The sequence below is a fragment of the Pseudomonas sp. URMO17WK12:I7 genome, from assembly GCF_003269045.1.
In the GTDB taxonomy this organism is placed as follows: Bacteria; Pseudomonadota; Gammaproteobacteria; order Pseudomonadales; family Pseudomonadaceae; genus Aquipseudomonas; species Aquipseudomonas putida_J.
Map to the genome: position 1 here is coordinate 1 of NZ_QLTL01000019.1, position 23416 is coordinate 23416.

Here is a 23416-nt window from a genome sequence, read left to right on the forward strand (position 1 = left end):
GCATGACGGGAGACAGATGGGGCTGCGTCAATGCCCACAGAGATCGAGCGCCGCCCGCGCGGCGCATCGCGGATGAATCCGCTCCTACATTTTTTCGGGCCAATTATTCCTGTGAGGTTAGCGCTGTCCGCCTTGGTGCATGACGGGAGACAGATGGGGCAGCGTCATGCCCACAGAGATGTATCGCCATACCAACAAGGCGGTTCCTGTTGGCTTCACAGGAGTGACTGGCCCGAAACAAATGTAGGAGCGGATTCATCCGCGATGCGCCGCGCGGGCGGCGCTCGATCTCATAGGCGCTGCACCTCCCAAGGCAAACACTCCGAAGCCCAAACGCCCCAACACAATCCCCTGTTTTTTTACGCTCTTTTTACGACAGCCCTGACGCGCTGCAAGGATACTGACCGCGCGATGCTCAGGGATGGCATGCATTTCCAACCGCCAGTCCAGAGAAGCCTTTCGTGAGCCAGTCCGCCGTCGCAGCAAACCCACCCCAACCCAGTAAATCCACCGCTGTCGGCATGCTCGTTGCCGCTGTCGGCGTGGTCTATGGCGACATCGGCACCAGCCCGTTGTACACCCTCAAGGAAGTGTTCGCCGGGCACTACGGCGTCCAGGCCAACAGCGCCGGTGTGCTTGGCGTGCTGTCGCTGGTGTTCTGGTCACTGCTGTGGGTGGTGTCGCTCAAGTACGTGCTGTTCATCCTGCGCGCCGACAACCAGGGCGAGGGCGGCATCATGGCCCTGACGGCGCTGGCGCACCGCGCGGCAGCACCTTACAAGCGGCTGGGCAGGGTGCTGGTGCTGCTTGGCCTGTTCGGCGCTGCGCTGTTTTATGGCGACAGCATGATCACCCCGGCCATCTCGGTGTTGTCGGCGGTGGAGGGCTTGCAACTGGCCTTCGACGGCATTGAACACTGGGTCGTGCCGCTGGCGGTGGTGGTGCTGGTGGCGCTGTTCCTGATCCAGAAGCACGGCACTGCGCGCATCGGCATTCTGTTCGGGCCGATCATGGTGCTGTGGTTCGTGGTGCTCGGCGCGCTGGGTGTGCACGGCATCGTCCAGCACCCGGAGGTGCTGCAGGCACTGAGCCCGGTGTGGGCGGTGACGTTCTTCATCCTGCACCCGGGCATGGGCGTGGCCATTCTCGGCGCCGTGGTATTGGCGCTGACCGGTGCCGAAGCGCTGTACGCCGACATGGGCCACTTCGGCCGCAAACCCATTGCCCGGGCCTGGTTTCTGCTGGTGCTGCCGGGGTTGGTGCTGAACTACTTCGGCCAGGGCGCGTTGATCCTTGGTAACCCGGAGGCGGTGCGCAACCCGTTCTACCTGCTGGCGCCGGATTGGGCCCTGCTGCCCATGGTCGCACTGGCCACGCTGGCCACCATCATCGCCTCCCAGGCGGTGATTTCCGGGGCGTTTTCCATGACCCGCCAGGCCATCCAGCTGGGCTATGTGCCGCGCATGTTCATCCAGCACACCTCCAGCGAGGAGCAGGGGCAGATCTACGTCGGCATGGTCAACTGGGCGCTGATGGTCGGCGTGGTGCTGCTGGTGGTCGGCTTCGAGTCGTCCGGGGCACTGGCGGCGGCCTATGGCGTGGCGGTGACCGGCACCATGCTGATCACCACGCTGCTGGCTTCTGCGGTGGTGCTGTTGCTGTGGAAGGCGCCACGCTGGCTGGCGGTGCCGATGTTGCTGGCGTTCCTGCTGGTGGACAGCCTGTTCTTTGCCGCCAACGCCCCAAAAATTTTCCAGGGCGGTGCCTTCCCGGTGATTGCCGGGGTGGCGTTGTTCGTGTTGATGACCACCTGGAAGCGCGGGCGCAAGATCATCGTCGAACGGCTGGACGAACATTCACTGCCGCTGGAACTGTTCATCGCCAGCCTGCAGGCGCAGCCGCCGCATCGCGTCAGCGGCACGGCCGTGTTTCTCTCTGCGCGTCCTGAGGCGGTGCCCCACGCGTTGCTGCACAACCTGCTGCATAACCAGGTGCTGCATGAGCAGGTGGTGCTGCTCACGGTGGTGTTCGAGGACGAGCCGCGGGTCACCGCCGGCAAGCGCTTCGAAGTCGAGGCCTTCGGCGCCGGGTTCTACCGTGTGAGCCTGCACTTCGGCTTCATGGAGGAGCCCAACGTGCCGCTGGCACTGAGCCGTTACCCCCATGCCGACCTTGAGTTCGGCCCGATGCGCACCACCTACTTCCTCAGCCGCGAGACGGTGATTGCCGGTAAACAGAAAGGCATGGCCCGCTGGCGCGAGCACCTGTTCGCCTTCCTGCTGAAAAACGCCAACAGCAACCTCAAGTACTTCCAGTTGCCGTTGAACCGGGTGATCGAACTGGGTACCCAGGTCGAAATGTGATCCCTGCGTTCAAACCGCCTTACGGCGATATGCATAGGTTTCGGCAAAACGCGACAGCATGTAGGCGCTGCACGACACCGGCGGGTACTTGGCCGGGTTGTCGTGGCCGGAGCAGTTGGGCAGGCAGCTGATCTCGGTGTCCGGGTGCGGCTCGGCGAAGAACGGCATCGAGTAGCGGTCCACGCCCAACGGGCTGATGACCCGGTGCGGCGTGGAGGTGTAACGGTCATTGCTCCAGCGCGCCATCATGTCGCCGATGTTGACCACGTAGGTGCCTTCGATGGGCGGCGCGTCGATCCACTGGCCGTCGCGGCTGCGCACTTGCAGCCCACCGGCGTTGTCCTGATACAGCAAGGTGATGCAACCGTAGTCGGTGTGTGCGCCGGCGCCTTGCTGGTCGGCGCTGCTGGCGGCCTGGCGTGGCGGGTAGTGAATCATGCGCAGCACGCTGATCGGTTCGGCGAAACGCTGGTCGAAAAAGTCCTGCGCGATGCCCAGTGCTTCGGCCATGGCCCGCAGCAGAGTCAGGGAAAGCCCGTGCATGTCCTGGTAGTGCTGTTGCAGCAGTGCTTCCCAGCCAGCGATGGCCGGATGGCGGTTGGGGCCGCGCAGCGGTTTGCCTGCCAGCACGTCAGGGTGTTCGGCGCTCATGTGGAAACCCATGTCGAAGGTCTCCTTCAGGTCGCTTGGCCGCTCAGGGTCGAGTTGCTCGGTGGCGATGGCGCCATAGCCGCGATGGTGGGCGCTGCGGGTGATGTCGATCCGCAGCTTTTCATCGGTTGGGCGGGCAAAGAAGTCTACGGCGGCGGCTTTCAGTTCAGCGATGCGCGCGGCCGGGATCGGGTGCCCCTTGATGTAGTAGAAACCCCATTGCCGGCAGGCGGCATCGATCTGCCGGGCCACGGCCTGACGGGCAGCGGGGTCGTGCTGGTAGAGCGGGGTGATGTCGATGATTGGCAGTGTGTTCATCAGGGCTCCGGAACAAGGGCGGTGATCAAATTTTCAGGCCTGTGCTGGCACTTGTAGGAGCGGCCTTGTGTCGCGAGAGGGCCGCAACGCGGCCCCATGAATGCAGCGTAAATGCATGGCTTGCTGGGGCTGCTTTGCAGCCCTTTCGCGACACAAGGCCGCTCCTACGGGACCTTACTTGGGCAGTTGCGCGGTGATGCCTTTGACGTAGTAGTTCATGCCCGCCAGTTCGGCATTGCTGGCCACCGCGCCCTCAGGAATCTTCACCTCCCCGGCCTGGTCGAGGATCGGCCCGGTGAAGGGGTGGAACGAGCCGTCCTTGATGCTGGCGATGATCTGCTCGGCGCCGCTTTTCACGTCAGCCGGCACCAGGTCGCTGATCGGCAGCTCGACGGTGCCTTCGGCCAGGCCGCCCCAGTAGTCCTGAGGCTTCCAGTTACCGTCGATGACCGCCTGGGTGCTCTTGATGTAATGCGGGGCCCAGTTGTTGACGATGGAGGTCAACACCGCCTTGGGCCCGAAGTGGGCCATGTCCGAGGCATAGCCCACCGCGTAGATGCCACGGCGCTCGGCGGTCTGGATCGGCGCCGGGCTGTCGGTGTGCTGGAACAGCACGTCGACGCCCTGATCGATCAGGGCATTGGCAGCGTCGGCTTCCTTGCCCGGGTCAAACCAGGAGTTGACCCACACCACCTTGATCTCGGTGCCAGGGTTGTACTTGTCCAGCGCCAGCTGGATGGCGTTGATGTCGCGCAGCACTTCCGGGATCGGGAAGGACGCGACGTAGCCGACTTTCTTGCTCTTGGTCATCTTCGCGGCGAGGTAACCGCCGACGTAGCGCCCCTCATAGGAGGTCGCCAGGTAAGTGCCGAGGTTCTTGTCCTGCTTGTAGCCGGTGGCATGTTCGAAGGTGACCTTGGGGAACTGTTTGGCCACCTTGGCGGTAGGGTTCATGTAGCCGAACGAGGTGGCGAACACCAGGTCGTAGCCACCCTTGGCCATGTTGCGGATGACCCGCTCGGCGTCGGCGCCTTCCGGCACGTTCTCGACGAAGCTGGTCTGGACCTTGTCGCCGAACTGTTTGATCAGCGCCTGGCGGCCCTGCTCGTGCTGGTAGGTCCAGCCATGGTCGCCGATCGGGCCGATGTAGACGAAGCCGACCTTCAGCGGGTCGGCTGCGGTGGCAGAGAGCGCCGTGCTAAGGCCGATGGCGGCGGCCAGGGTGCGCAGCAGTGTGGTGCTTTTCTTCAGATGCATCGAGGGTTCACTCCTGTGGGTCTTGTGTTGTTCTGTTGTTTGCCGGTGCGCCGTCAGCGTCCCGCTTTCCAGGGCTGGCCCAGCGATACCGGGGCGTAGAGCCGGGTCTTGAGTGCATCGCGCGAGAGCACCACCAGCACCAGGATCGTCGCCACGTACGGCAGCATCGCCAGCAGGTTGGCCGGGAAGCTCACGCCGATGCCTTGGGCCACCAGGTGCAGGATGCTGGCCAGGCCGAACAGGTAGGCGCCGAGCAGCACGCGCAGTACCCGCCAGCTGGCGAATACCACCAGCGCCAGGGCGATCCAGCCGCGGCCGGCAGTCATGTTCTCTGCCCACATCGGCGTGTAGGCCAGCGACAGGTAGGCGCCGGCCAGGCCGGCCATGGCGCCGCCGAACAGCACCGCCAGCGTGCGCACGCGCAGCACCGGCAGGCCCATGGCGCTGGCGGCGTCGGGGTTTTCGCCAACGGCCTGCAGGACCAGGCCGGCGCGGCTTTTCAGCAGCACCCAGGCGACCAGCAGGAACAGGGCGAAGGACAGGTAGACCAGCAGGTCCTGGTTGAACAGCATGTGGCCGATGATCGGCAGGTCGGCCAGCAGCGGAATCGCCAGCGCTTCGAAACCGCTCAGCGGCTTGCCGACCCAGGCGCTGCCAACGAACGCCGACAGGCCGACGCCAAAGATGGTCAGGGCCAGGCCGGTCGCCACCTGGTTGGCCTGGCAGCCCAGGGCAACCACGGCGAACAGCGACGCCAGCAGCATGCCTGCCAGGCATGCCATCAGCACACCGAGCCACAGGCTGCCGGTGGCGAAGGCGGTGATGAAGCCCACCACCGCGCCGAACAGCATCATGCCTTCCTGGCCGAGGTTGAGCACGCCGCTTTTCTCGCACACCAGTTCGCCCAGGGCCACCAGCAGCAGCGGGGTGCCGCAGCGCACCATGGCGTAGAGGATGTTGCCAAGCAGATCGAGATCCATAGTCGAAGCCTCAGCCTGCGCACCCATGGCGGCAGGCACTGGTAAAGGTCAGGGGAGGTCAGGCACTGGCCGCTTCGGCCAGCGGCGTGCGCCGCCGCCAGTTGAGCCTGAGCCGTGGCCGGTAAAGGATCAGCACGTCGCAGGCGAGCAGGTAGAACAGCATCATCCCCTGGAACAGCCCGGTCAGCGCCTGCGGCAGATTGAGGCTCATCTGCGCGTTCTCGCCGCCGAGATAGAGCAGAGCCATCAGCAGGCCGGCAACCAGGATGCCAAGCGGATTGAGGCGGCCGAGAAAGGCCACGGTGATCGCGGCGTAGCCGTAGCCCGGCGACACCTGCGGCACCAGCTGGCCGATCGGCCCGCTGACTTCACTGACCCCGGCCAGGCCCGCCAGGCCACCGCTGATCAGCAACACCAGCCACACCAGGCGCTTTTCGCGAAAGCCGACGAAGCCGGCGGCGCGCTGATCGAGGCCAAGCACCTTGATCTGGAAACCCAGGAAGCTCTTGTGCAGCAGCACCCACACCGCCACCAGTGCCAGCAGTACGAAGTACAGGCCGACATGCACGCGGCCATCCTCGAACAGTGCCGGCAGGCGGCTGGCATCACCGAACATCGCCGACTGCGGGAAGCTGAAGCCTTCGGGGTCTTTCAGCGGGCCGTGCACGCAGTACAGCAGCAGGTTCAGGGCGATGTAGTTGAGCATGATGGTGGTGAGGATCTCGTTGGCATTGAAGTGCGTGCGCAGCCACGCTGCCAGCGCCCCCCACAGGGCACCGGCAAGGCTGCCGGCCAGCAGCACCCAGAGCAGTGCCCAGCGGCTTTCCCAGTCGATGATGTGGATTGCCAGGGCGCTGCCGGCCAGGGCGCCGATCAGCAACTGGCCCTCGGCGCCGATGTTCCAGATGCGCGCCTGGTAGGCCACCGCCAAGCCCAGGGCGCAAAGCAGGATCGGCAGCGCTTTGAGCAGCAGTTCGCTAAGGCCGTACAGGTCGCTGACCGGTTCGATCAGCAACGTGTGCAAGGTCAGCAGCGGGTCATGCCCCAGGGCGCTGAACAGGATCGCTCCGCTGGCCAGGGTCAGCAGGGCAGCAAGCAGCGGCGACAGCACCAGCATGGCGCGCGACTGCTGGGTACGGGGTTCGAGGGATAGCAACATGGTGGGCTCTCGTCAGATGGCGGCTTGCGCGGTGTCGAACTGGCCGGCCATCCAGCTGCCGACCTCCACGCTGTGGGTGTCGGCGGTGGCCTTGAGCGGTGACAGGCGCCCGCTGCACAGGGCGCCGATGCGGTCGCTGATCTGCAGCAGCTCATCGAGGTCTTCGGAAATCACCAGGATCGCCGCGCCGGCATCACGCAGGGCAATCAGTGCGCGGTGGATCGCCGCAGCGGCGCCAACATCGACTCCCCAGGTCGGGTGGGCGGCAACCAGCAGCCTGGGGCTCTGCAGGATTTCCCGGCCAAGGATGAACTTCTGCAGGTTGCCGCCAGACAGGCTACGCGCGGTGGCCTGCGTGCCCGAGGCTTTGACCGAGAAACGCTGGATGATCTGTTCGGCCAGCGCCAGTACTTTGCCCGAGCGGATCAGCCCACGTTCGACCAGGCCCTGCTGGAAGGCGCTGAGCAGGGCGTTGTCGGCCAGGCTCATGTCCGGCACGGCGCCGTGGCCCAGGCGCTCTGCCGGGACAAACGCCAGGCCCAGGGCGCGACGGGCATCCGGATACAGGTTGGCCATGGGCTGGTTGTCGAGGCTGATGCGCTCGCGCTCGCTGGCGTGCAGGCGGGTTTCGCCACTGAGCAGGGCCAGCAGCTCGTCCTGGCCGTTGCCGGCGACCCCGGCGATGCCGACGATTTCGCCGCTGCGCACCTCCAGGCGCAGGTGCTCGAAGGAGGTGCCGAACGGGTCCTGGTTGCGCCAGCTCAGGTCGTCCACCCGCAGCCGCGGCAGGCCACCTGCGCGTTTCGGGTAGCGGGCTTCCAGCCCTTCGGCATCGCCGACCATCAGCCGCGCCAGCTGCAGGTCGCTGCAGTCGGCCGGCACGCAGGCGCCGGAAACCCGGCCTGCGCGCAGCACGGTGGCGCTGTGGCACAGGGCGCGCACTTCATTGAGCTTGTGGCTGATGAACAGGATGCTGCAGCCTTCGTGGGCCAGCGTGCGCAAGGTGACGAACAATTGATCGACCTCCTGGGGCGTCAGCACCGAAGTCGGTTCGTCGAGGATCAGCAGTTTGATGTCCTGCATCAGGCACCGCACGATCTCCACCCGCTGGCGCTCACCGATCGACAGGCTGTGAACCAGGCGTTCCGGCTCCAGGCTCATGCCGTAGCGCTGCGACACCTCGCGGATACGCGGCGCCAGCTGCTTCGGCGAGCCCGCTTCGCGGCCCAGCGCCAGGGCAATGTTCTGCGCCACGGTCAGGGTCTCGAACAGGGAAAAGTGCTGGAACACCATGCCGATGCCCAAGCTGCGTGCCTGGGCCGGATCAGCCACCTGCACCTGCCGGCCCTGCCACAGCAGCTGGCCGGAGTCTGGCCGGGTGACGCCATAGATGATCTTCATCAGGGTGCTCTTGCCCGCGCCGTTCTCGCCAAGCAGGGCATGTATCTCACCGAGGGCGATGCGCAGGTCGACGCGGTCGTTGGCCAGCGTGCCCGGGTAGCGCTTGCTGATGGCACGCAGCTCCAGGCGCAGGTGCGGAGGGGATTCGGACATGGGGCTGCTCGGCAGTGGTGGGTGTGAGCAGCATGCAAAGCAAAAACATGGCCAAGTGGTCAGATTCCCGTCGCGGGGCCGTTGCAGGCGGGGTTGTGGCCGATCAAGGCAGCGCGCAGGGCGGGTGCAGGGGGAGGCTGGGTGTGTGGTTTTGGGGCGCAGGCGGCGCCAAAGTGGGGCGAAAATCAATCATGAGCCGTCTTGATGCTTTCACATATTGCGACTAATACTAAAGAGCTGCCAAGAAGAGGGATGGTCATGCAGACGCGCTTCGTTGTGGTTCCCGCTCTACCGCCGGAAAAAGACTACCTGCCCAGGCGCGCAGGTTTCCCCAACACGCTGGGCAAGGGATACGACCTCTATGACACCCTCGACAAGCTCAGGCTGACGCTGAATTTCGCAACCCGGGCTGAAGCGGACTACGCCTGTGCATGCCGCAATGGCGCGTTTGGCGCGAATGAAGAAAGCCCTACCGATGGGCGGTCTGGGTGGTGTAACGCACAGACGTGAGCACCAGGGCGCTGCCGCCCCGGTGCTAGTTGCCAGTTATCAACGATCCTTGTCTTTATGCTGGGTGCCGCCCTGGGAAGCTTGCCCACCCATGCGTCCGCTGTCGGCTGGATTCTGCTTGCCACCGGCCTGCCCACCTTGGTGCCCGGTATCCTTCTGCTGCCAATCCTTGTCCTTGCTCATCTTGTCTTCAGGCGTGTGTCCGGACTGCTGGCCACCTTTCTGCGTACCGGCCATGCCGCCTTGTCCGCCTTTGCCGCCAGCATCCCCCGCGTTGGCCTGGTTGCTGCCGCCTTGGGGTCTTTCTTTGTCTTGATTGTTAGCCATGATCGGTTACCTCAAGTCAGACACAGGAAGTTCTGTGTTTACGTGTGACTGGCGATAGTTGCCGCAGCGTGCAAATTCTTTCAGCTATTCGGACGAGATGCTTTAACCAACCCCGGCCCAACAATTAGCGGGCGAAAGCCTGCTGCATGGCCCAAGTGGCAGACGGGCTTGGGGTGACGTGATGATGCTGTGTGTGTCGCGGGCCCGGACGCCTGCGCTGACGTTGGACCTGCGATGAAAGCAGGGGCCGCAAAGCGGCCCCTGCGTTCTCCCTATGGAACGCCAGGGTGCAAATCCGTCATCTACTGCTGATCGCCCTGTTTTTCTATCATTGCTGCTTCAGGACAATTACACATCAGGAGTTTCCATGGCAGAGCGAGCAATCCGTGCATCTTTCGCAGGCGTGGCCTACCAGGTGAACATCACCAATGGCCAGCACCAGTGGGCCAGCGACGTCGTTGAACAGGCAGGTGGCGCCGATGTGGGGCCGTCGCCCCATGAGCTGTTGCTCTCGTCCCTTGGGGCTTGTACCTCCATCACCGTTGCCATGTACGCGCAGCGCAAGGAAATGCCGCTGCAAGCCATCGACGTGGACATCACCATCGAACAGGAGCAGCTGGGGCGCGAACCCAGGCTCCAGATCGCGCGCGACATTCGCCTGCGCGGGGCGCTGAGCGATGAACAACGTGCGCGTTTGCTGGAGGTCGCCAATGCCTGCCCGATTCACAAGGTGTTGAGCGGCGAGATCATCATCGCCAGCAAGCTGGTGGAGTGACGCACGCGCCCCTAGAGGCAGGCGTACACCACCAGTTCCACCAGCATTTCCTCGCGGGCCAGGCCTGCCACCACGATCGCCGCGCGGTTTGGGTACGGCGCCTGGAAGTACTCGGCATACAAGCTGTTGACGGCAGCCAGGTAGCTGCGATCGGTTACGTAGATCAGCACCTGGGTCACCGCATCCAGCGAGCTGCCGGCAGCCTCCAGGGTGTGGTGCAGGTTGTCCAGGGTCTGACGGGCCTGTGCTTCGATGCCGCCGGCGACCACCTGGCCTTGGGCATCGATGGGAATCTGGGCGGTGTAAAGCGTGCCGTTGCCGACCACGGCCCACTCCAGTGGTGCCCTGGAGGCGTACAGGTCGGTCTTGATCGCATGTTTCATTGCATGGCTTCCTGGATGTAGGCGAGGGTCAGTCGGTGTCGCTGCCGCCGCCTGCACCATGGCGGCGGGAGGCTTCGGTGCTTTCGACGAGAATCTGCTCGGACAACTGCTTGAGCCGCTGCCAGGTGCCTGCGTCTACCGTGAAGCCCTGGTTAGCCGTGCGTTGTGTGGTGCCCGCACTGGGAAGGGCGTAGGCCGGCCGGGTGAACAGCACCGTGACGCCTTGTTCGAATGCCTCGACGGCGCCTGGCTGGGCTTCACTGCGCAGCGCAGGGCGTTGCTCGCCTGCGGTAAAGTCGGCCAGGTGGCGCTGGCGCGCATCGTCCCAGCGGGCCTGCACGTGCAGCCCGCGCTCGGCGGCCTTGCTCAGGTAGCCCAGCAGCAACAGGCGGTTATGGCAGTGGTGAATCTTCAGCAACGCCTGGCCACGGTGCAGCGCCTTGTCCAGTGCCAGTTCCACTGCCGTCGCGGCGCAGCGCAGCACGCTCTGGCCGTGGGCGTCGAGCACCAGCAAGGTGCTGTCGTCGTAGCTCAGGGTGAAGGGTTGGCTGGCTTCACCTTGCAGGTAGTCCAGCGCCTGTGCCAGCGCACCGATGCCATCGAGCCCTTGCACGTGCAGCCAGCCCACCAGTTCGGCCGCGTCCTCGCAGTCGCCCGGGGCATAGCCCATGCCTTCGAACGCCTTGCGGCACATCACCTGGATTTCGTTGAGGGATACACGCATGGTCACAAGGCTCCCTGCGGCATGACCGCGAAGTTCCAGTCGTCGTCGAACGGCTGGCCGATGTCGCTCACCAGAGGCGCGCCCTGGAACAAGGTGATGCGTACCCAGCGGCTGGATTTGGGGTCGAACTTGCCCGCACCGAAGAACGCCAGTTTGCAGCGCAACAGGTGGATCGGCAGCATGTCGCGGTCCAGCAGGTTGGCGCGGATTTCCCCGTAGTTGCTGTGCGCCATGCCTTGCAGGCGGCGCACCGTGCCTTTGAGCGTCGGTGCGGCGATCAGCAGGTGCGCGGTCAGGGCCTGAGGCTGTGCCTGCAGGTGTTCGAGCACGGCGCGGTGGCAGCGCTGGATATTGCGCGCAATGCCTAGTTGCATTTCCTTTTCCGCGCCCGGCTCTTCGGTACGCATGCCCAGGCGTGGCTCCTCTTTTTCGGCTGAGCGGTACCAGAAGAAATGCTCGGCCGCCACGTGGGTGAAGTCGTAGGCCAGGGCCCAGCCGTACTGCTGCTCGATGAGTTCGCGCAGCTGCCTGAGGGGCATCTGTGCGTCCAGCTGCCAGCCTTCGCTGGCCCCCATTTGCTCGGCCAGCGGCGTCACGAGCGCGGGGTACAGCTCCAGCAGCAGGCTCACCAGCAGTTCCTGGCAACCCGGCCCGGCGTGTGTCTCGCTCCAGGCCAGCAGCCGTGGCCAGAGGCCATTGCCAGCGGGCTGGCCACCGAGCCAGTCGGCCAACGCCGCGAGTTCGGCCAGGGTTTGCTGGTCCTGTTGCTGCTGGCGCAGGTCTTCGGTCTGGGTCTGGCTCAGGTGCAGGCTTGCCCGCCTCAGCAGTGCGTGCAGACGCTCCAGTCGGACGGGCTCGGCCGGTTGCGCCAAGGCCCGGCTCAGCGCCGTTTCGCGCATGCTGACCCAGCGTTCCACCAATTGCGGGTGGTTGATCAGGAAGGGCGCCATGCCCAGCCCGGTCGCGTTGCCGACCCCCAGGTAGCGTTGCAGTGCCGGGGCCAGTGCCACGGCACGTTGCGGGTCGAGGGCCCGGGCCATGTGTTCGATCTGTTCGATGCTGAAATGGCGCAACAGGTAGACCGTGAACATCTGCGCGCTGAAAGGCTGGTTGAAGTCCGGGTTGTCCTGCAGGCAGCCGAAATCGGCGATGCCGAACTTGCCGTTGCCGTATACCGCAGTGGTGCGGTAGAGGTAGCCGACCTCGGCCAGCTGGCGTGGGTCTGGCTGCTGCCCTTCGGCCAGCGCCGCCAGGAAGCGGTCGAAGTTGCGCAGGCTGCGGTTGGCCCGCGACAGCACCAGCACGCGGGCATCGAAGCGCCCGGCCTCCTGCAGCGGCACGTTGCGCTGCAGGTCGTCCAGGTGCGCCGCATCGACGTCGCCTGCAACCAGCACGAAGGTGACGTCCCACTGGTCGGCGATCACCCGGTCGCTGCGTTTTTCCGGCGGCAGGTAGGCCGAAAACAGCACGCAGTGGTAATGCCCATGGGGCGTGTCGATGCGGTAGATGGCCGTACCGAAGCCTTGCGCATCGAGGTCGAAGCGGCTGCGCTGGATGTGCCAGCGCTGGTTCATCATCCGCCGCATGCTGCTGCGCACGAAGCTAAGCGGGCTCTGGAAGTGGCTGCCCAGGCGGGCCAGGTCCATGACCTGGCTGGCGGGGCGCAAGGCCAGTGTTGCAGGTAGGCTGTTGGACATTGTTGTCATACCTGGATGGATCATGTTCAGACGCCTTGTTCGCGGGCCATGTGCCGGGCGATGCGCACCGCATCCCACAGCGCTGGCAGGATCACCAGCGAAACCGGCACCGCGGTGATGACAATGAAGGACTGCAGGGCCGTCACGCCGCCGGCACCGATGGTGATCAGCACCACCGCCGCCAGGCCCATGCCGATGGCCCAGAAACCACACAGCCACTTCTTCGGTTTATCGTTGCTGGACATCGCCAGCGCCACGGTGAAGGCCATGGCATCGCCATTGGTCGCCACCGAGATGAAGCTGAGGAACAGGAACAGCGCACTGATCAGGCCGCCCAGCGGCAGGTTTTGCGTCACCCCCAGCAACAGGTCTTCGGGCTGCGCGCCGTGGGCGGTGACGATGCCCGGTGTCTGCAGCTCCAGGCCGATGCCGGTGCCGCCAACCACGGTGAACCAGAACATGGTCACCAGCGGCGCGATGATCGACAGCGTCATGATGATCTCGCGGATGGTGCGGCCCCGCGAGATCCGCGCGACGTACAGCGCCACCATTGGCGCATAGCCTATGAACCAGCCCCAGTAGAACACCGTCCACCAGTCCAGCCACTTGGGGTCGGCACGAAACATCGTCATCGGGATGAAATGCTCGATGTGCAGGGCAAAGGCTGCCGGGAAGCCGCCGAGGATGAACAGGGTCGGGCCGAACACCACCATGAACAGTCCCAGGCCGATCATCAGCCAGACGTTGATCTCGCTGACGAAGCGGATGCCCTTGAGCCCCACCAGGCAGGACACGGTGTACATCGCCGTGACCAGCACGATGGTCAGCGACTGGGTGATGATGTCGTTGGGCAGGCCCCACACGGCATGCATGGCGCTGCTGATCTGCAAGCCGAGAAAGCCGATCGGGCCAATCGTGCCGGCGACCACGGCGATGATCGAGGTGGCGTCGGCCAGGGTGCCGATCGGGCCCTTCAGCGCACGCTCGCCAAACAACGGGTAGAGCAGGGTGCGCGGTGCCAGCGGCAGGCCTTTGTCGTAGTGCAGGTGCATCAGCACGATGGCCAGCAGGCTGCCCAGTACGGCCCAGGCCAGGAAGCCCCAGTGCACGAAGGCTTGCGCCAGTGCCGCGGTGGCTGCGGCCTCGCTGTGTGGTTGCAGGCCGGCGAACAACGGCGGCGGGCTGGCAAAGTGCATCAGCGGTTCGGCGGCGGCCCAGAAGGCGCCGCCGCCGGCCAGCAGGGCGCACATGATCACCGCGATCCAGTTGAAGGTGCTGATGTCCGGGCGCTGGGTCACGCCGCCCAGGCGCACGCGCCCGCAACGGGAGAAGCCGATGGCCAGGCTGACCGCGAAGGTCGCCAGCATCAGCACCTGCCAGTACAGGCCAAAGGCCTTGGTCGACCAGGCGAACAGGGTGTTGACCAGCGCCGACACCGTGTCGATGTCGATCAGCGCCGCCAGCAGGAATGCGCCGAGGAAGCCGCCGCTGATCAGGAACAGCGGCCAGTCGATGTCTCGCGTCAGCGGCAGGCCCATGGCCTGGCCTTCAGCCTGCAGGGTGGTTGGGTTTTTCATGAAGCCTCCGGAACCTGCGATTGTTGTTATTGTTGATGCTGTCCGTGCAAGGGGCTCAGGCCTGTGCCGTGGTGGCGGTCTCCAGCAGGCGCAGCCAGTTCAGCCCCATGATCTTGCCCACCTCGGCTTCTGCAAAGCCGCGGGCGCGCAGGCCCTGGGCGATATTGCGGAAGTCGCGGCTGTCGCGGAACCACTGCAACGGTGCCGGCCAGTTGGCGTTGTCCTTGGAGCCTTCGCCGTAGTCCTTGTCCTTGCTCCAGCGGCCATTGCGCATCCATTCGAGCACCGCCAGCGGCTGTGCCTGGCACAGGTCGGTGCCGATGCCGATATGCTCCACGCCCATCAGGTCTGCGGTGCGTGCGACCATGTCGCAGAAGCTTTCCAGGCTGCAGTCCGACGCCCCCTTGAGGTGGAACGGGTAGGTGCTAAAGCCCAGCAGCCCGCCGGTTTCGGCGATGCCGCGCAGCACGGCATCTGACTTGTTGCGCTTGGCGGCGTGGAAGCTCGACGGGTTGGCATGGGAGATGATCACCGGCCGGCTCGACAGCTCGATGGCTTCCAGCGTGCTGCGTTCGGCGCTGTGGGACATGTCGATGAGCATGCCGACCCGGTTCATTTCGGCAATCACCTGGCGACCGAAGCGGCTGATGCCGTTGTCTTCGCGCTCGTAGCAACCGCTGGCCAGCAGGCTCTGGTTGTTGTAGGTGAGCTGCATGATGAACACCCCCAGCTGGCGGAACACCTCCACCAGGGCGATGTCGTCCTCGATTGGCGAGCAGTTCTGGAAGCCGAAGAAGATCCCCACCCGGCCTTCGGCGTGGGCCTGGCGAATATCGCTGGCCGTGCGCACCGGGCGGATCAGTTCGGGCCAGGCTTCGAAGCGGCGGTTCCACTCACCCAGGCGCGACAGGGTCTCGCGGGCGTTCTCGTGGTAGGCGATGGTGGCGTGCACCGCGCTCAGGCCACCGGCCTGCATCTGCTGGAATATTTCCGGGCTCCAGTTCGAGTACTGCAGGCCGTCGATCATCAAGAGGTCGTGCATGGCGCGTATTCCTTCAGGGCCGCAGGTAGGTGGTCTTGACCACGGTGTAGAAGTCGCGGGCGTACTGGCCCTGTTCGCGGGGGCCGAAGCTTGAGGCTTTGCGGCCGCCGAACGGTACGTGGTAGTCGGTACCGGCGGTGGGCAGGTTGACCATCACGCAGCCGGTCTGGGCGCCGCGCTTGAAGGCGCTGGCGTGGCGCAGCGACTGGGTGATGATGCCGGCGGTCAGGCCGTAATCGGTGTCGTTGAGGGTGGCCAGGGCCTCGTCGAAGTCGCGTACGCGGATCACACAGGCAATGGGCCCAAACACTTCCTCGCGGTTGATGCGCATGTCGTTGCGGCTGTTGATGAACAGCGCCGGGCGCATGTAGTAGCCGTCGCTCTGAAGCTGCAGGCGTTCGCCACCTTCGATCAGGGTGGCGCCTTCGTCCTGGGCAAGCTGCAGGTACTGCAGGTTCTGTTCAAGCTGGCGGGCGTCGGCCACTGGGCCGATCTGCACCCCGGCCTCCAGGGCATGGCCCACCTTGAGCTGGCGCATGCGCAGGCGCAGCGCTTCGACGAAGCGGTCGTGAATGCCCTCGCAGACGATCAGCCGCGAAGACGCCGTGCACTTCTGCCCGGTGCCGAAGAAGGCACCGTTGAGGGCGCACGCCACGGCCAGGTCGAGGTCGGCATCGTCCATTACCACCAGGGCGTTCTTGCTGCCCATCTCCAGCTGGCAGCGCACCAGGTTGCCGGCGGTGGCGACCGCGACACGGCGGCCGGTCTGCAGCGAGCCGGTGAAGGTCAGGGCGTCGATCTCGGCCGACTGCACCAGGGCTTCGCCAACGCTGGCCCCGCTGCCCATGACCAGGTTGAAGGTGCCGTTGGGCAGGCCCTGTCGGCTGATGATCTCGGTCAGCGCCCAGGCGCTGGCCGGCACCAGGTTGGCCGGCTTGAACACCACGGCGTTGCCGAATGCCAGCGCCGGGGCGATCTTCCAGGCGGCGGTGGCCATGGGGAAGTTCCACGGGGTGATGATGCCCACCACGCCCACCGGTTCGCGATGCACTTCGATGTCGATCCCGGGGCGCACCGAAGCGGCGGTCTCGCCCATCTGGCGCAGCACTTCGGCTGCGTAGTAATGGAAGAACTGGCCGCTGCGGTGAACCTCGCCGACGCCTTCGGCCAACGGTTTGCCTTCTTCACGCGAGAGCAGCTCGCCGAGTTCCTGCTTGCGGGCGATCAGTTCGTCGCCGATGGCCATCAGCACCTGCTGGCGGGCCTCCAGGCCGCTGGCGGCCCATTGCGGTTGCGCGGCGCGGGCAGCCTGGATGGCCTGGTGGGCCTGTGCGGCGCTGGCCTGATGGTATTCGCCGATCAGGTCGTGGGTGTCCGAGGGGCTGTAGTTGCCCAGGGTGGTGCGGCCTTCGCACCACTGGCCATCGATATAGTTCTTGTAGGTCTTGAATGACATGGCTGAAAGCCTCTGGTTGCCTGGCCTTCATCTTGCGAGCAATATGCAGCAAATAAAAATTAATAAAAAAAATGCTTTGATAAGGAACGCTAACCATGTTGCCCGAGCTGAAAATCGCCCAGCTGCGCTACTTCTTGCTGGTGGCTGAACTCAAGAGCTTCCACGCCGCAGCGCGCCAGGCGTTTCGCACCCAGCCGGCAATATCGCTGGCGGTGCGCGAGCTTGAGCAGAAGCTGGGGCAGGCGCTGATCGAAAAGGGTGGTGGCCGGGTGGAGCTGACCCCGTTCGGCGAGCATTGCCTGCCGTTGTTTCGTGGCTTGATCGAGCACCACGACCGCATTGCCCGCGAGGCCACCTTACTGGCCCGGCACGAGATCGGCCAGGTCAGCATCGCAACCGTGCCCTCGGTGGCCAGCCGCATGTTGCCTGGGCCACTGGCGCGTTTCGTCGCCGAGCACCCGAATGTGCAGGTCAGCATCCAGGACGGCACGGCCGAGCGCGTTCAGCAGTTGTTGGCCCAGGGCCAGGTGGATTTTGGCATCAGCAGCTTGTGGCTGGAGGACGAGCAGCTCGAGTTTGCGCCGATCGTCAATGATCAGGTGGGCGTGGTGTGCCGCGCCGACCACCCGCTGGCGCAGGCGGGCGAGGCCTTGCACTGGTCGCAGCTGCAGGGCGTGCCGATGGTCCGCAACGGTACCTCGCAGCTGCTGGCCGGCACCGAAGCCGAGTGCTTGCTGGGGCATAGCCGGTTGTTCGTCTCCAACATGATCTCGTTGATCGCGATGCTGGAGGAGGGGGTCGGGATCAGCACCTTGCCGTACCTGGCGTTCCCCCTGGAGAACGACAAGCTGGCGTTCGTGCCGCTGGTCGAGCCCAAGGTGGAGCGGCACATCGGCATGCTCACGCGCAAAGGGCGCAGCTTGTCCCCTGCGGCCGCCGCACTGATGGCATTTTTGCAGGTGCACCTGGCAAGTGCCGGATAGCGCTCTTCGCTCCGGGGCAATAATCCCTGACCCATGATTGCCTTGCTGCAAGCAGCGACATGGGCAGTGCCTATTCAATTTGCCGGCATTTGAGGGTTTGATGGTACGGGCATTACTGTATCGCCCATTTCGCTTGTGCCTGACAGGAATAAACGATGGACAAGATGATGGCCCTGACCATCTTCGTCGCGGCGGCCGAGCACGGCAGCGCCGTCGGCGATCACCAAGGCTGTCGCGCACCTGGAAAGCGAACTGGGCGTGCGCCTGTTCCAGCGCACCACCCGGCGCATGGCGTTACCGAGGCCGGCAACCTGTACCTGGATGGCGCCCTCCAGGCATTGCTGCACCTGCAGCGGGTGACCGAGGAGGTGGAGCAGCGGCAGTACGCGCTGCGTGGCACCCTGCGCATCACCGCGCCGCCGTCGTTCGGCTACCTGTCGGACCGCCTGGGCCGGCGCGTGGTGATGGGCTTCGGCGCGCTGGTCATGGCCTTGGGGCTGTTCGCGTTCTTCTCGCTGGTGGGCATGAAGCGCTTCGCCATTGCGCTGTTCGCCTATTGCGTATTGCCTGACCGGCCTGCGGATGGGCGCGACCCAGGGCCCGATCGCGGCTTTCCTCGGTGAGCAGTTCCCACGCAGCATGCGCTACTCGGGGATTTCGGCCGGTGACCAGATCGGCGCCGCGCTGGGCGGCGGCACGGCATCGAGCATCGCCACGGCGATCCTGATGCTGACCGGCCACGATCCGCTTGGGGTGGCGCTGTACGGGGCAGCGGCGCTAACGCTGGTCGCGGTGTGTTCGCTGATGTTGCGCGAGACCTTGCGCTTAAGCATGGCGCAGATCGATGAACCCGCGACGCTGCGGTTGAACGTTGCCAAGGGGCAGGGCTCATACTTGCAAAGGGCACAGCGAGGAGTCCCGATCATGAGCATCGAACGCAGCATCCCCGAGCTTGAGGCCTGGTACGCCCAGTACGACGACATCAGCTACCGCCAAGCGTCGCCGGATGCCTACCACCTTGAGCTGGTTCGCACCGCCGAGGCCCTGCGCGACGAGGGCGCCATCGACTGGGACGACTGGCTGGCGCTCAAGGCGCTGGCCGACCAGGCCCATGTGCACGCGTTGGAGGACGCCGTGCAGGCCCACGTGAGCGACCCGGACGCATGAAAGCGCTGAAGATCGCCAGTTTCAACATCAACGGGATCCGCAGCCGCCTGCCGGCGCTGCTGGCCTGGCTGGAGCGGGCGCAGCCGGACATCGCCTGCCTCCAGGAGCTCAAGGCGCCCGATCAGCAGTTCCCGCGTCAGGACCTGGAGGCGGCAGGCTATGGTTGCCTCTACCAGGGCCAGCCGTCATGGAACGGTGTGGCGATTCTGGCGCGTGGCAGCGAACCGCTGGAGGTCCGCCGTGGCTTGCCCGGCATGGAAGACGACAGCCAGAGCCGCTACCTGGAGGCGGCAGTGCACGGTGTGCTGGTGGCCTGCCTGTACCTGCCGAACGGCAACCCGCAGCCCGGGCCGAAGTTCGATTACAAGCTGCGCTGGTTCGATTGCCTGGTGGAGCATGCCAAGGGTCTTCACGGCAGTGGGCACCCGACACTGCTGGCAGGCGACTTCAACGTGGTCCCTACCGACATGGACATCTACAACCCGCGCTCATGGCTAAAGGACGCCCTGCTGCAACCCGAATCGCGAGCGCGTTACCGGCAGCTGCTGGAGCAGGGCTGGGTCGATGCCATTCGCTATCTGCACCCTGACGAGCGCGTGTACACCTTCTGGGATTACTTTCGCAATCACTGGGCGCGCAACGCCGGGTTACGCATCGACCACCTGCTGCTCAACCCCGACCTCGCGCCTTACCTGAAGCGTGCAGGCGTCGATGCCTGGGTGCGCAACGAAGCCAAGGCCAGTGACCACGCACCGGTCTGGATCGAGCTGGGCACGCGTAAAAAGTGAGCTACAACAACGTATCGAGGGTGATCGGAAACGCCCTGATCCGCTTGCCGGTGGCATGGTAGACCGCATTGGCGACCGCCGCCGCGACGCCGACCACGCCGATCTCACCGACGCCTTTCGAGCCTAGTTCGTTGACGATGTCGTCCTGCTCTTCGACGAAAATCACCTCGATATCACCGACGTCGGCATTCACCGGAATGTGGTATTCGGCCAGGTTGTGGTTGAGTACCCGGCCCTGTTCGTGGTCTGTCTGAGCTTGTTCATGCAGGGCCATGCCCAGGCCCCACACGACGCCGCCAAGAATCTGGCTCCGTGCAGTTTTCGGATTGACCACGCGGCCCGCCGCCACAGCACTGACAACCCGGGTGACGGTAATCGTGCCAAGGTCCTGGTCGACCTGGACCTCGACGAAGACTGCCGAATGCGTCGCAGTGGAGAACGGTTTACGCTTGGCGCTTGGCTCTGCCTTGACCTGTGCCTCGAAGTAGCCCTCTTTGGACTTGGCCGCAATCTCCGACAAGGCAATCCGCTGCCCATCGAACTGCAGGTACCCATCGGCAAAGGTAATGGCGTCCAGCGGCTGGCTGGCTAGCGCGGGATGGGTCGAGCGGGCGCTTTGCAGCACTTTGCTGCGCAGGATCTGGCAGGCTTGCTGCACTGCCGAGCCTACCGATGAGACGGTAAAGGAACCACCCTGCAATGGCGCGGTTGGCAAGGAAGAATCGCCCAGTAAGAACGTCACGTCTTCCAACCTGAGACCGGCAGCATCGGCCGCGATCTGGCTCATCACCGTACCGGTACCGGTGCCGATGTCGGTGGTCGCACTGCTGACCGTCAAGTGCCCTTGGCCGTCCAGCCTGGCGTTGGCACTGGCTGTCATCTGCATGGCTTCCCAGACACCGCCCGCCATGCCCCAGCCAACCAGATGCCTGCCGCTGCGCATGCTGCGCGGCTCGGGATTGCGGTTGGCCCAGCCGAAGTGCGCGGCGCCCTGCGCGTAACAGGCGAGTAATTGCTTGCTGGAGTAGGGTTTGCCTTCATTGCCGTTGTGGTCGGCAAAATTGGCCCGGCGCAACTCAAGCGGGTCAAGCTTTGCCGCACAGGCCAATTCGTCCATCGCGCATTCCAACGCGAGTACTCCCGAGCCGGCACCTGGGGCGCGCATGTCCAGCGGGGTGAACACGTCGAGCGGAACGAGGCGGTAACTCAGCGCCACGTTGTCGCAGCGGTAAAGCATGCCGCTCCATTCCACCAGGTGCTCGGTGAAGTCCTCGAAACGTGAGGTCTGAGCAATGGCGTCGTGGGCGACTGCTACCAGCCGGCCGTCGGCACTGGCACCCAGGCGAAGACGCTGCTGGGTGCGGGGGCGGTAACCGAAGGTGAACATCTGCTGGCGGGTGAGTGTGACCCGTACCGAGCGCTTCAGATGCAATGCAGCCATGACCGCCAAGGGCAACTGATACTGCGGACGCAGCCCCGAACCGAAGGCACCCCCCACGTACGCGGCCAATACCCGGACCTTGTCTTTCGACATGCCGAATACTTTGTGCAGATAGTCCTGGCAGTTTTGCGGGCCTTGGGTTTTGTCGTGGATTTGCAGCGAACCATCGGCCTGGTAAAACACCGTCGATGCGTGGGGCTCCATGGGGTTGTGATGCTCGTTCGCCGTCAGGTAGGTTGCATCGACGGTGATCGCTGCCTTGGCGAACTGCCCGGCGAAGTCGCCACGGGCCGGTGGTGTCTTGGCCGGGGCCTGATGGCTCTGGTCGAGCACGGCGAGCAGGTCGGTCTGGTGGGCTTCTTCGCTGTATTCGATCTGCACCAGCGAGGCAGCGTAACAGGCCAGCTCAAGGTTTTCGGCAACGACCAACGCCAGGGGTTGCCCGTTATAAAGCACGCGATCATTGAACAGTGGGCGAAAAGGCGCGCCCTTGGCCGAGTCGGCGTCACTGTAGTCGTCGTCATAACTCGACACCGCAGGGCGGTGGGCGTGGTCCAGCACCGCAATCACGCCGGGGACCTTCAGCGCTTGGCTGCTGTCGATGCGCAGCACCCGTCCACGGGCGATGGTGCTGCAGACGACACTGCCATGCAGCAGTCCCGCTTCGGGGTATTCACCGGCATAGCGCGCCTGGCCGGTCACTTTTGCCATGCCATCCACTCGGTCGAGCGGCTGGCCGATCACGGGGGGCATGCTGTTCATGCGGTTGCTCCTGGGTAAGGCTGTCCAACAGCGGCCTCATTCAACGCCCTTACGATTGCCCGATGGGCAAGGGGTACCTTGAAGCCGTTATGCTGCAACGGTCTGGCGCCCTGCAGCAGCACGTCGGCGGCCTGGGCGAACAGCGTCAGGCTGGCTGCCTGGCCGGTCAGTACGCGTTCAGCCGCCGGCTCGCGCCACGGCTTGTGAGCCACGCCGCCCAGCGCAATTCGTGCATCCCTGATCACGCCGTCCTCGATCCTCAGCGCTGCCGCGACCGAGACCAAGGCGAAGGCATAAGACGCCCGGTCGCGAATCTTCAGGTAGTTGCAATGCGTGGCGAAGTGCGGCGGTGGCAATTCGACGGCGGTAATCAGTTCGTCATCGGCCAACTGATTGTCGCGCTGAGGCAGGTCACTGGGCAGGCAGTGGAAGTCGGTCAGCGGGATCTGGCGCATACCGGCACGGCCTTGCACGTGCACCACGGCTTCCAGTGCCGCCAGCGCGACGCACATATCCGAGGGATGGGTCGCGACACAGGCGTCGCTGGCACCGAGGATGGCATGGATGCGGTTCAGGCCGGTGCGTGCCGGGCAGCCACTGCCGGGTTGGCGCTTGTTGCAGGGAGTGCCGGTGTCGTAGAAGTAATAACAACGGGTGCGTTGTAGCAGGTTACCGCCGGTGCTCGCCATGTTGCGCAGCTGCGGTGAGGCACCGGCGAGGATCGCCTGGGCCAGCAGTGGATAGCCTTGCTCGACCAACGGGTGCCAGGCCAGTTCGGCGTTGCTTACCAGTGCGCCGACGCGCAGGCCGCCGTTTGCAGTGGCTTCGATGCCCCTGAGCGGCAGGCCTGTTATATCGATCAGGCGCTCGGGGCGCACCACATTCTCCTTCATCAGGTCGACCAGGTTGGTGCCGCCGGCGATGAACTGCGACGACAGATCCACGAGGCTGATGGCTTCGCTGATGGAGGCCGGTTTGTGGTAACTGAACGGGTTCATGGGCGCACCTGCTGCATCAACGGCAGGGCTTCTTCCACGGCCGCGACGATGTTGGCATAGGCACCACAACGGCACAGGTTGCCGCTCATCTGTTCGCTGATGGCTGCGCGGCTGTCGGCCCGCCCTTCGTGGGCCAGGCCTATGGCCGAACAGATCTGCCCGGGGGTGCAGTAGCCGCACTGGAATGCATCATGGCGGATGAAGGCGCGTTGCATGGGGTGCAGCTGTTCGCCATCGGCGAGGCCTTCGATGGTCACCAGTTCGGCGCCGTCGCACATCACGGCGAGCGTCAGGCAGGCATTCACCCGCTGGCCGTCGCGCAACACCGTGCAAGCGCCGCACTGGCCGTGGTCACAGCCTTTCTTGGTGCCGATCAGGTCCAGCTGTTCGCGCAGCAGATCCAACAGCGTGGTCCACGGTAGGACGTGCAGTGAACGGGCCTGGCCATTGAGCATCAGGTGTATGAGGTGCGCCTTGGCGCCCTCGGGGGAGATCGCACTCATG

Annotated in this window: 21 protein-coding genes and 1 pseudogene; 7 read left to right on the forward strand and 15 right to left on the reverse strand. The window is 64.8% G+C overall.

Going from position 1 to position 23416, the window contains the following annotated elements; translation table 11 throughout:
- Positions 1 to 521 precede the first annotated feature (521 nt).
- The gene (locus H040_RS22765; RefSeq protein ID WP_050437213.1) at positions 522 to 2363 is read left to right on the forward strand and encodes a potassium transporter Kup; all 1842 of its coding nucleotides are present in this window, start codon (positions 522 to 524) and stop codon (positions 2361 to 2363) included.
- A 9-nt stretch (positions 2364 to 2372) separates the two neighbouring features.
- On the opposite strand, the gene H040_RS22770 is transcribed toward H040_RS22765, so the two are convergent.
- From H040_RS22770 to H040_RS22790, 5 genes are all read right to left on the reverse strand, one after another.
- On the reverse strand, positions 2373 to 3332 hold the full coding sequence (locus H040_RS22770) for an isopenicillin N synthase family dioxygenase (protein WP_027918821.1): 960 nt from the start codon (positions 3330 to 3332) through the stop codon (positions 2373 to 2375).
- Positions 3333 to 3506: 174 nt separating this feature from the next.
- Complete coding sequence (locus tag H040_RS22775; protein WP_027918820.1) at positions 3507 to 4589, reverse strand: BMP family ABC transporter substrate-binding protein; 1083 nt, start codon at positions 4587 to 4589, stop codon at positions 3507 to 3509.
- A 53-nt stretch (positions 4590 to 4642) separates the two neighbouring features.
- Complete coding sequence (locus H040_RS22780) at positions 4643 to 5569, reverse strand: ABC transporter permease (protein WP_027918819.1); 927 nt, start codon at positions 5567 to 5569, stop codon at positions 4643 to 4645.
- 58 nt (positions 5570 to 5627) lie between these two features.
- Positions 5628 to 6728 (reverse strand): ABC transporter permease, encoded by a 1101-nt coding sequence (locus H040_RS22785; protein ID WP_027918818.1) that lies wholly within the window; start codon positions 6726 to 6728, stop codon positions 5628 to 5630.
- 12 nt (positions 6729 to 6740) lie between these two features.
- Entirely contained in the window at positions 6741 to 8282 is a 1542-nt protein-coding gene (locus H040_RS22790; protein ID WP_027918817.1) for an ABC transporter ATP-binding protein, read from the reverse strand.
- A gap of 252 nt (positions 8283 to 8534) precedes the next feature.
- Here H040_RS22790 and H040_RS22795 point away from each other — a divergent pair, with 252 nt between their 5' ends.
- Positions 8535 to 8792 (forward strand): hypothetical protein, encoded by a 258-nt coding sequence (locus H040_RS22795; RefSeq protein WP_050437212.1) that lies wholly within the window; start codon positions 8535 to 8537, stop codon positions 8790 to 8792.
- Between the two features lie 39 nt (positions 8793 to 8831).
- Here H040_RS22795 and H040_RS22800 read toward each other — a convergent pair whose 3' ends face one another.
- On the reverse strand, positions 8832 to 9119 hold the full coding sequence (locus H040_RS22800; protein ID WP_027918816.1) for a hypothetical protein: 288 nt from the start codon (positions 9117 to 9119) through the stop codon (positions 8832 to 8834).
- A gap of 367 nt (positions 9120 to 9486) precedes the next feature.
- Between H040_RS22800 and H040_RS22805 the strand changes: the two genes are divergently transcribed.
- Positions 9487 to 9894: an OsmC family protein gene (locus H040_RS22805; RefSeq protein ID WP_027918815.1), complete on the forward strand. Its 408-nt coding sequence runs from the start codon at positions 9487 to 9489 to the stop codon at positions 9892 to 9894.
- Between the two features lie 11 nt (positions 9895 to 9905).
- On the opposite strand, the gene H040_RS22810 is transcribed toward H040_RS22805, so the two are convergent.
- Genes H040_RS22810 through H040_RS22835 form a run of 6 tightly spaced genes read right to left on the reverse strand, consistent with a single transcriptional unit; the run spans position 9906 to position 16773 of the window.
- Positions 9906 to 10277, reverse strand: a complete 372-nt coding sequence (locus tag H040_RS22810; protein ID WP_027918814.1) for a RidA family protein — start codon at positions 10275 to 10277, stop codon at positions 9906 to 9908.
- Positions 10278 to 10305: 28 nt separating this feature from the next.
- On the reverse strand, positions 10306 to 11001 hold the full coding sequence (locus H040_RS22815) for a DUF3726 domain-containing protein (RefSeq protein WP_027918813.1): 696 nt from the start codon (positions 10999 to 11001) through the stop codon (positions 10306 to 10308).
- A gap of 2 nt (positions 11002 to 11003) precedes the next feature.
- The gene (locus H040_RS22820) at positions 11004 to 12698 is read right to left on the reverse strand and encodes a hypothetical protein (protein ID WP_027918812.1); all 1695 of its coding nucleotides are present in this window, start codon (positions 12696 to 12698) and stop codon (positions 11004 to 11006) included.
- A gap of 26 nt (positions 12699 to 12724) precedes the next feature.
- Complete coding sequence (locus H040_RS22825) at positions 12725 to 14275, reverse strand: BCCT family transporter (RefSeq protein ID WP_027918811.1); 1551 nt, start codon at positions 14273 to 14275, stop codon at positions 12725 to 12727.
- Positions 14276 to 14330: 55 nt separating this feature from the next.
- A complete protein-coding gene (locus H040_RS22830; protein ID WP_027918810.1) occupies positions 14331 to 15317 on the reverse strand; it encodes a dipeptidase in 987 nt (328 codons plus the stop codon).
- A 13-nt stretch (positions 15318 to 15330) separates the two neighbouring features.
- On the reverse strand, positions 15331 to 16773 hold the full coding sequence (locus H040_RS22835; RefSeq protein ID WP_027918809.1) for an aldehyde dehydrogenase family protein: 1443 nt from the start codon (positions 16771 to 16773) through the stop codon (positions 15331 to 15333).
- Positions 16774 to 16868: 95 nt separating this feature from the next.
- Here H040_RS22835 and H040_RS22840 point away from each other — a divergent pair, with 95 nt between their 5' ends.
- The 4 genes and pseudogenes from H040_RS22840 to xth all read left to right on the forward strand — a co-directional run bounded on the left by H040_RS22840 (position 16869) and on the right by xth (position 19711).
- Positions 16869 to 17756 carry a LysR substrate-binding domain-containing protein gene (locus tag H040_RS22840; RefSeq protein ID WP_027918808.1) on the forward strand — a complete coding sequence of 296 codons (888 nt, stop codon included), beginning with the start codon at positions 16869 to 16871 and terminating at the stop codon, positions 17754 to 17756.
- 155 nt (positions 17757 to 17911) lie between these two features.
- A pseudogene (locus H040_RS27535) lies at positions 17912 to 18184 on the forward strand (LysR family transcriptional regulator); the annotation flags it as partial.
- 496 nt (positions 18185 to 18680) lie between these two features.
- Positions 18681 to 18923, forward strand: a complete 243-nt coding sequence (locus H040_RS22850) for a hypothetical protein (protein ID WP_027918806.1) — start codon at positions 18681 to 18683, stop codon at positions 18921 to 18923.
- Positions 18920 to 19711 carry an exodeoxyribonuclease III gene (xth, locus tag H040_RS22855; protein WP_027918805.1) on the forward strand — a complete coding sequence of 264 codons (792 nt, stop codon included), beginning with the start codon at positions 18920 to 18922 and terminating at the stop codon, positions 19709 to 19711. The genes H040_RS22850 and xth overlap by 4 nt, the downstream gene beginning before the upstream one ends.
- Before the next feature lies 1 nt (position 19712).
- Here the strand turns inward: xth and H040_RS22860 are convergent, their stop codons facing one another.
- The 3 genes from H040_RS22860 to H040_RS22870 are packed head-to-tail and all read right to left on the reverse strand — an operon-like array spanning position 19713 to position 23415.
- Positions 19713 to 21914 carry a xanthine dehydrogenase family protein molybdopterin-binding subunit gene (locus tag H040_RS22860; RefSeq protein WP_027918804.1) on the reverse strand — a complete coding sequence of 734 codons (2202 nt, stop codon included), beginning with the start codon at positions 21912 to 21914 and terminating at the stop codon, positions 19713 to 19715.
- Positions 21911 to 22912, reverse strand: a complete 1002-nt coding sequence (locus H040_RS22865; protein WP_027918803.1) for an FAD binding domain-containing protein — start codon at positions 22910 to 22912, stop codon at positions 21911 to 21913. Before H040_RS22865 ends, H040_RS22860 begins: the two co-directional genes overlap by 4 nt.
- Positions 22909 to 23415 carry a (2Fe-2S)-binding protein gene (locus H040_RS22870; RefSeq protein ID WP_027918802.1) on the reverse strand — a complete coding sequence of 169 codons (507 nt, stop codon included), beginning with the start codon at positions 23413 to 23415 and terminating at the stop codon, positions 22909 to 22911. The genes H040_RS22865 and H040_RS22870 overlap by 4 nt, the downstream gene beginning before the upstream one ends.
- Position 23416: the final 1 nt, after the last annotated feature.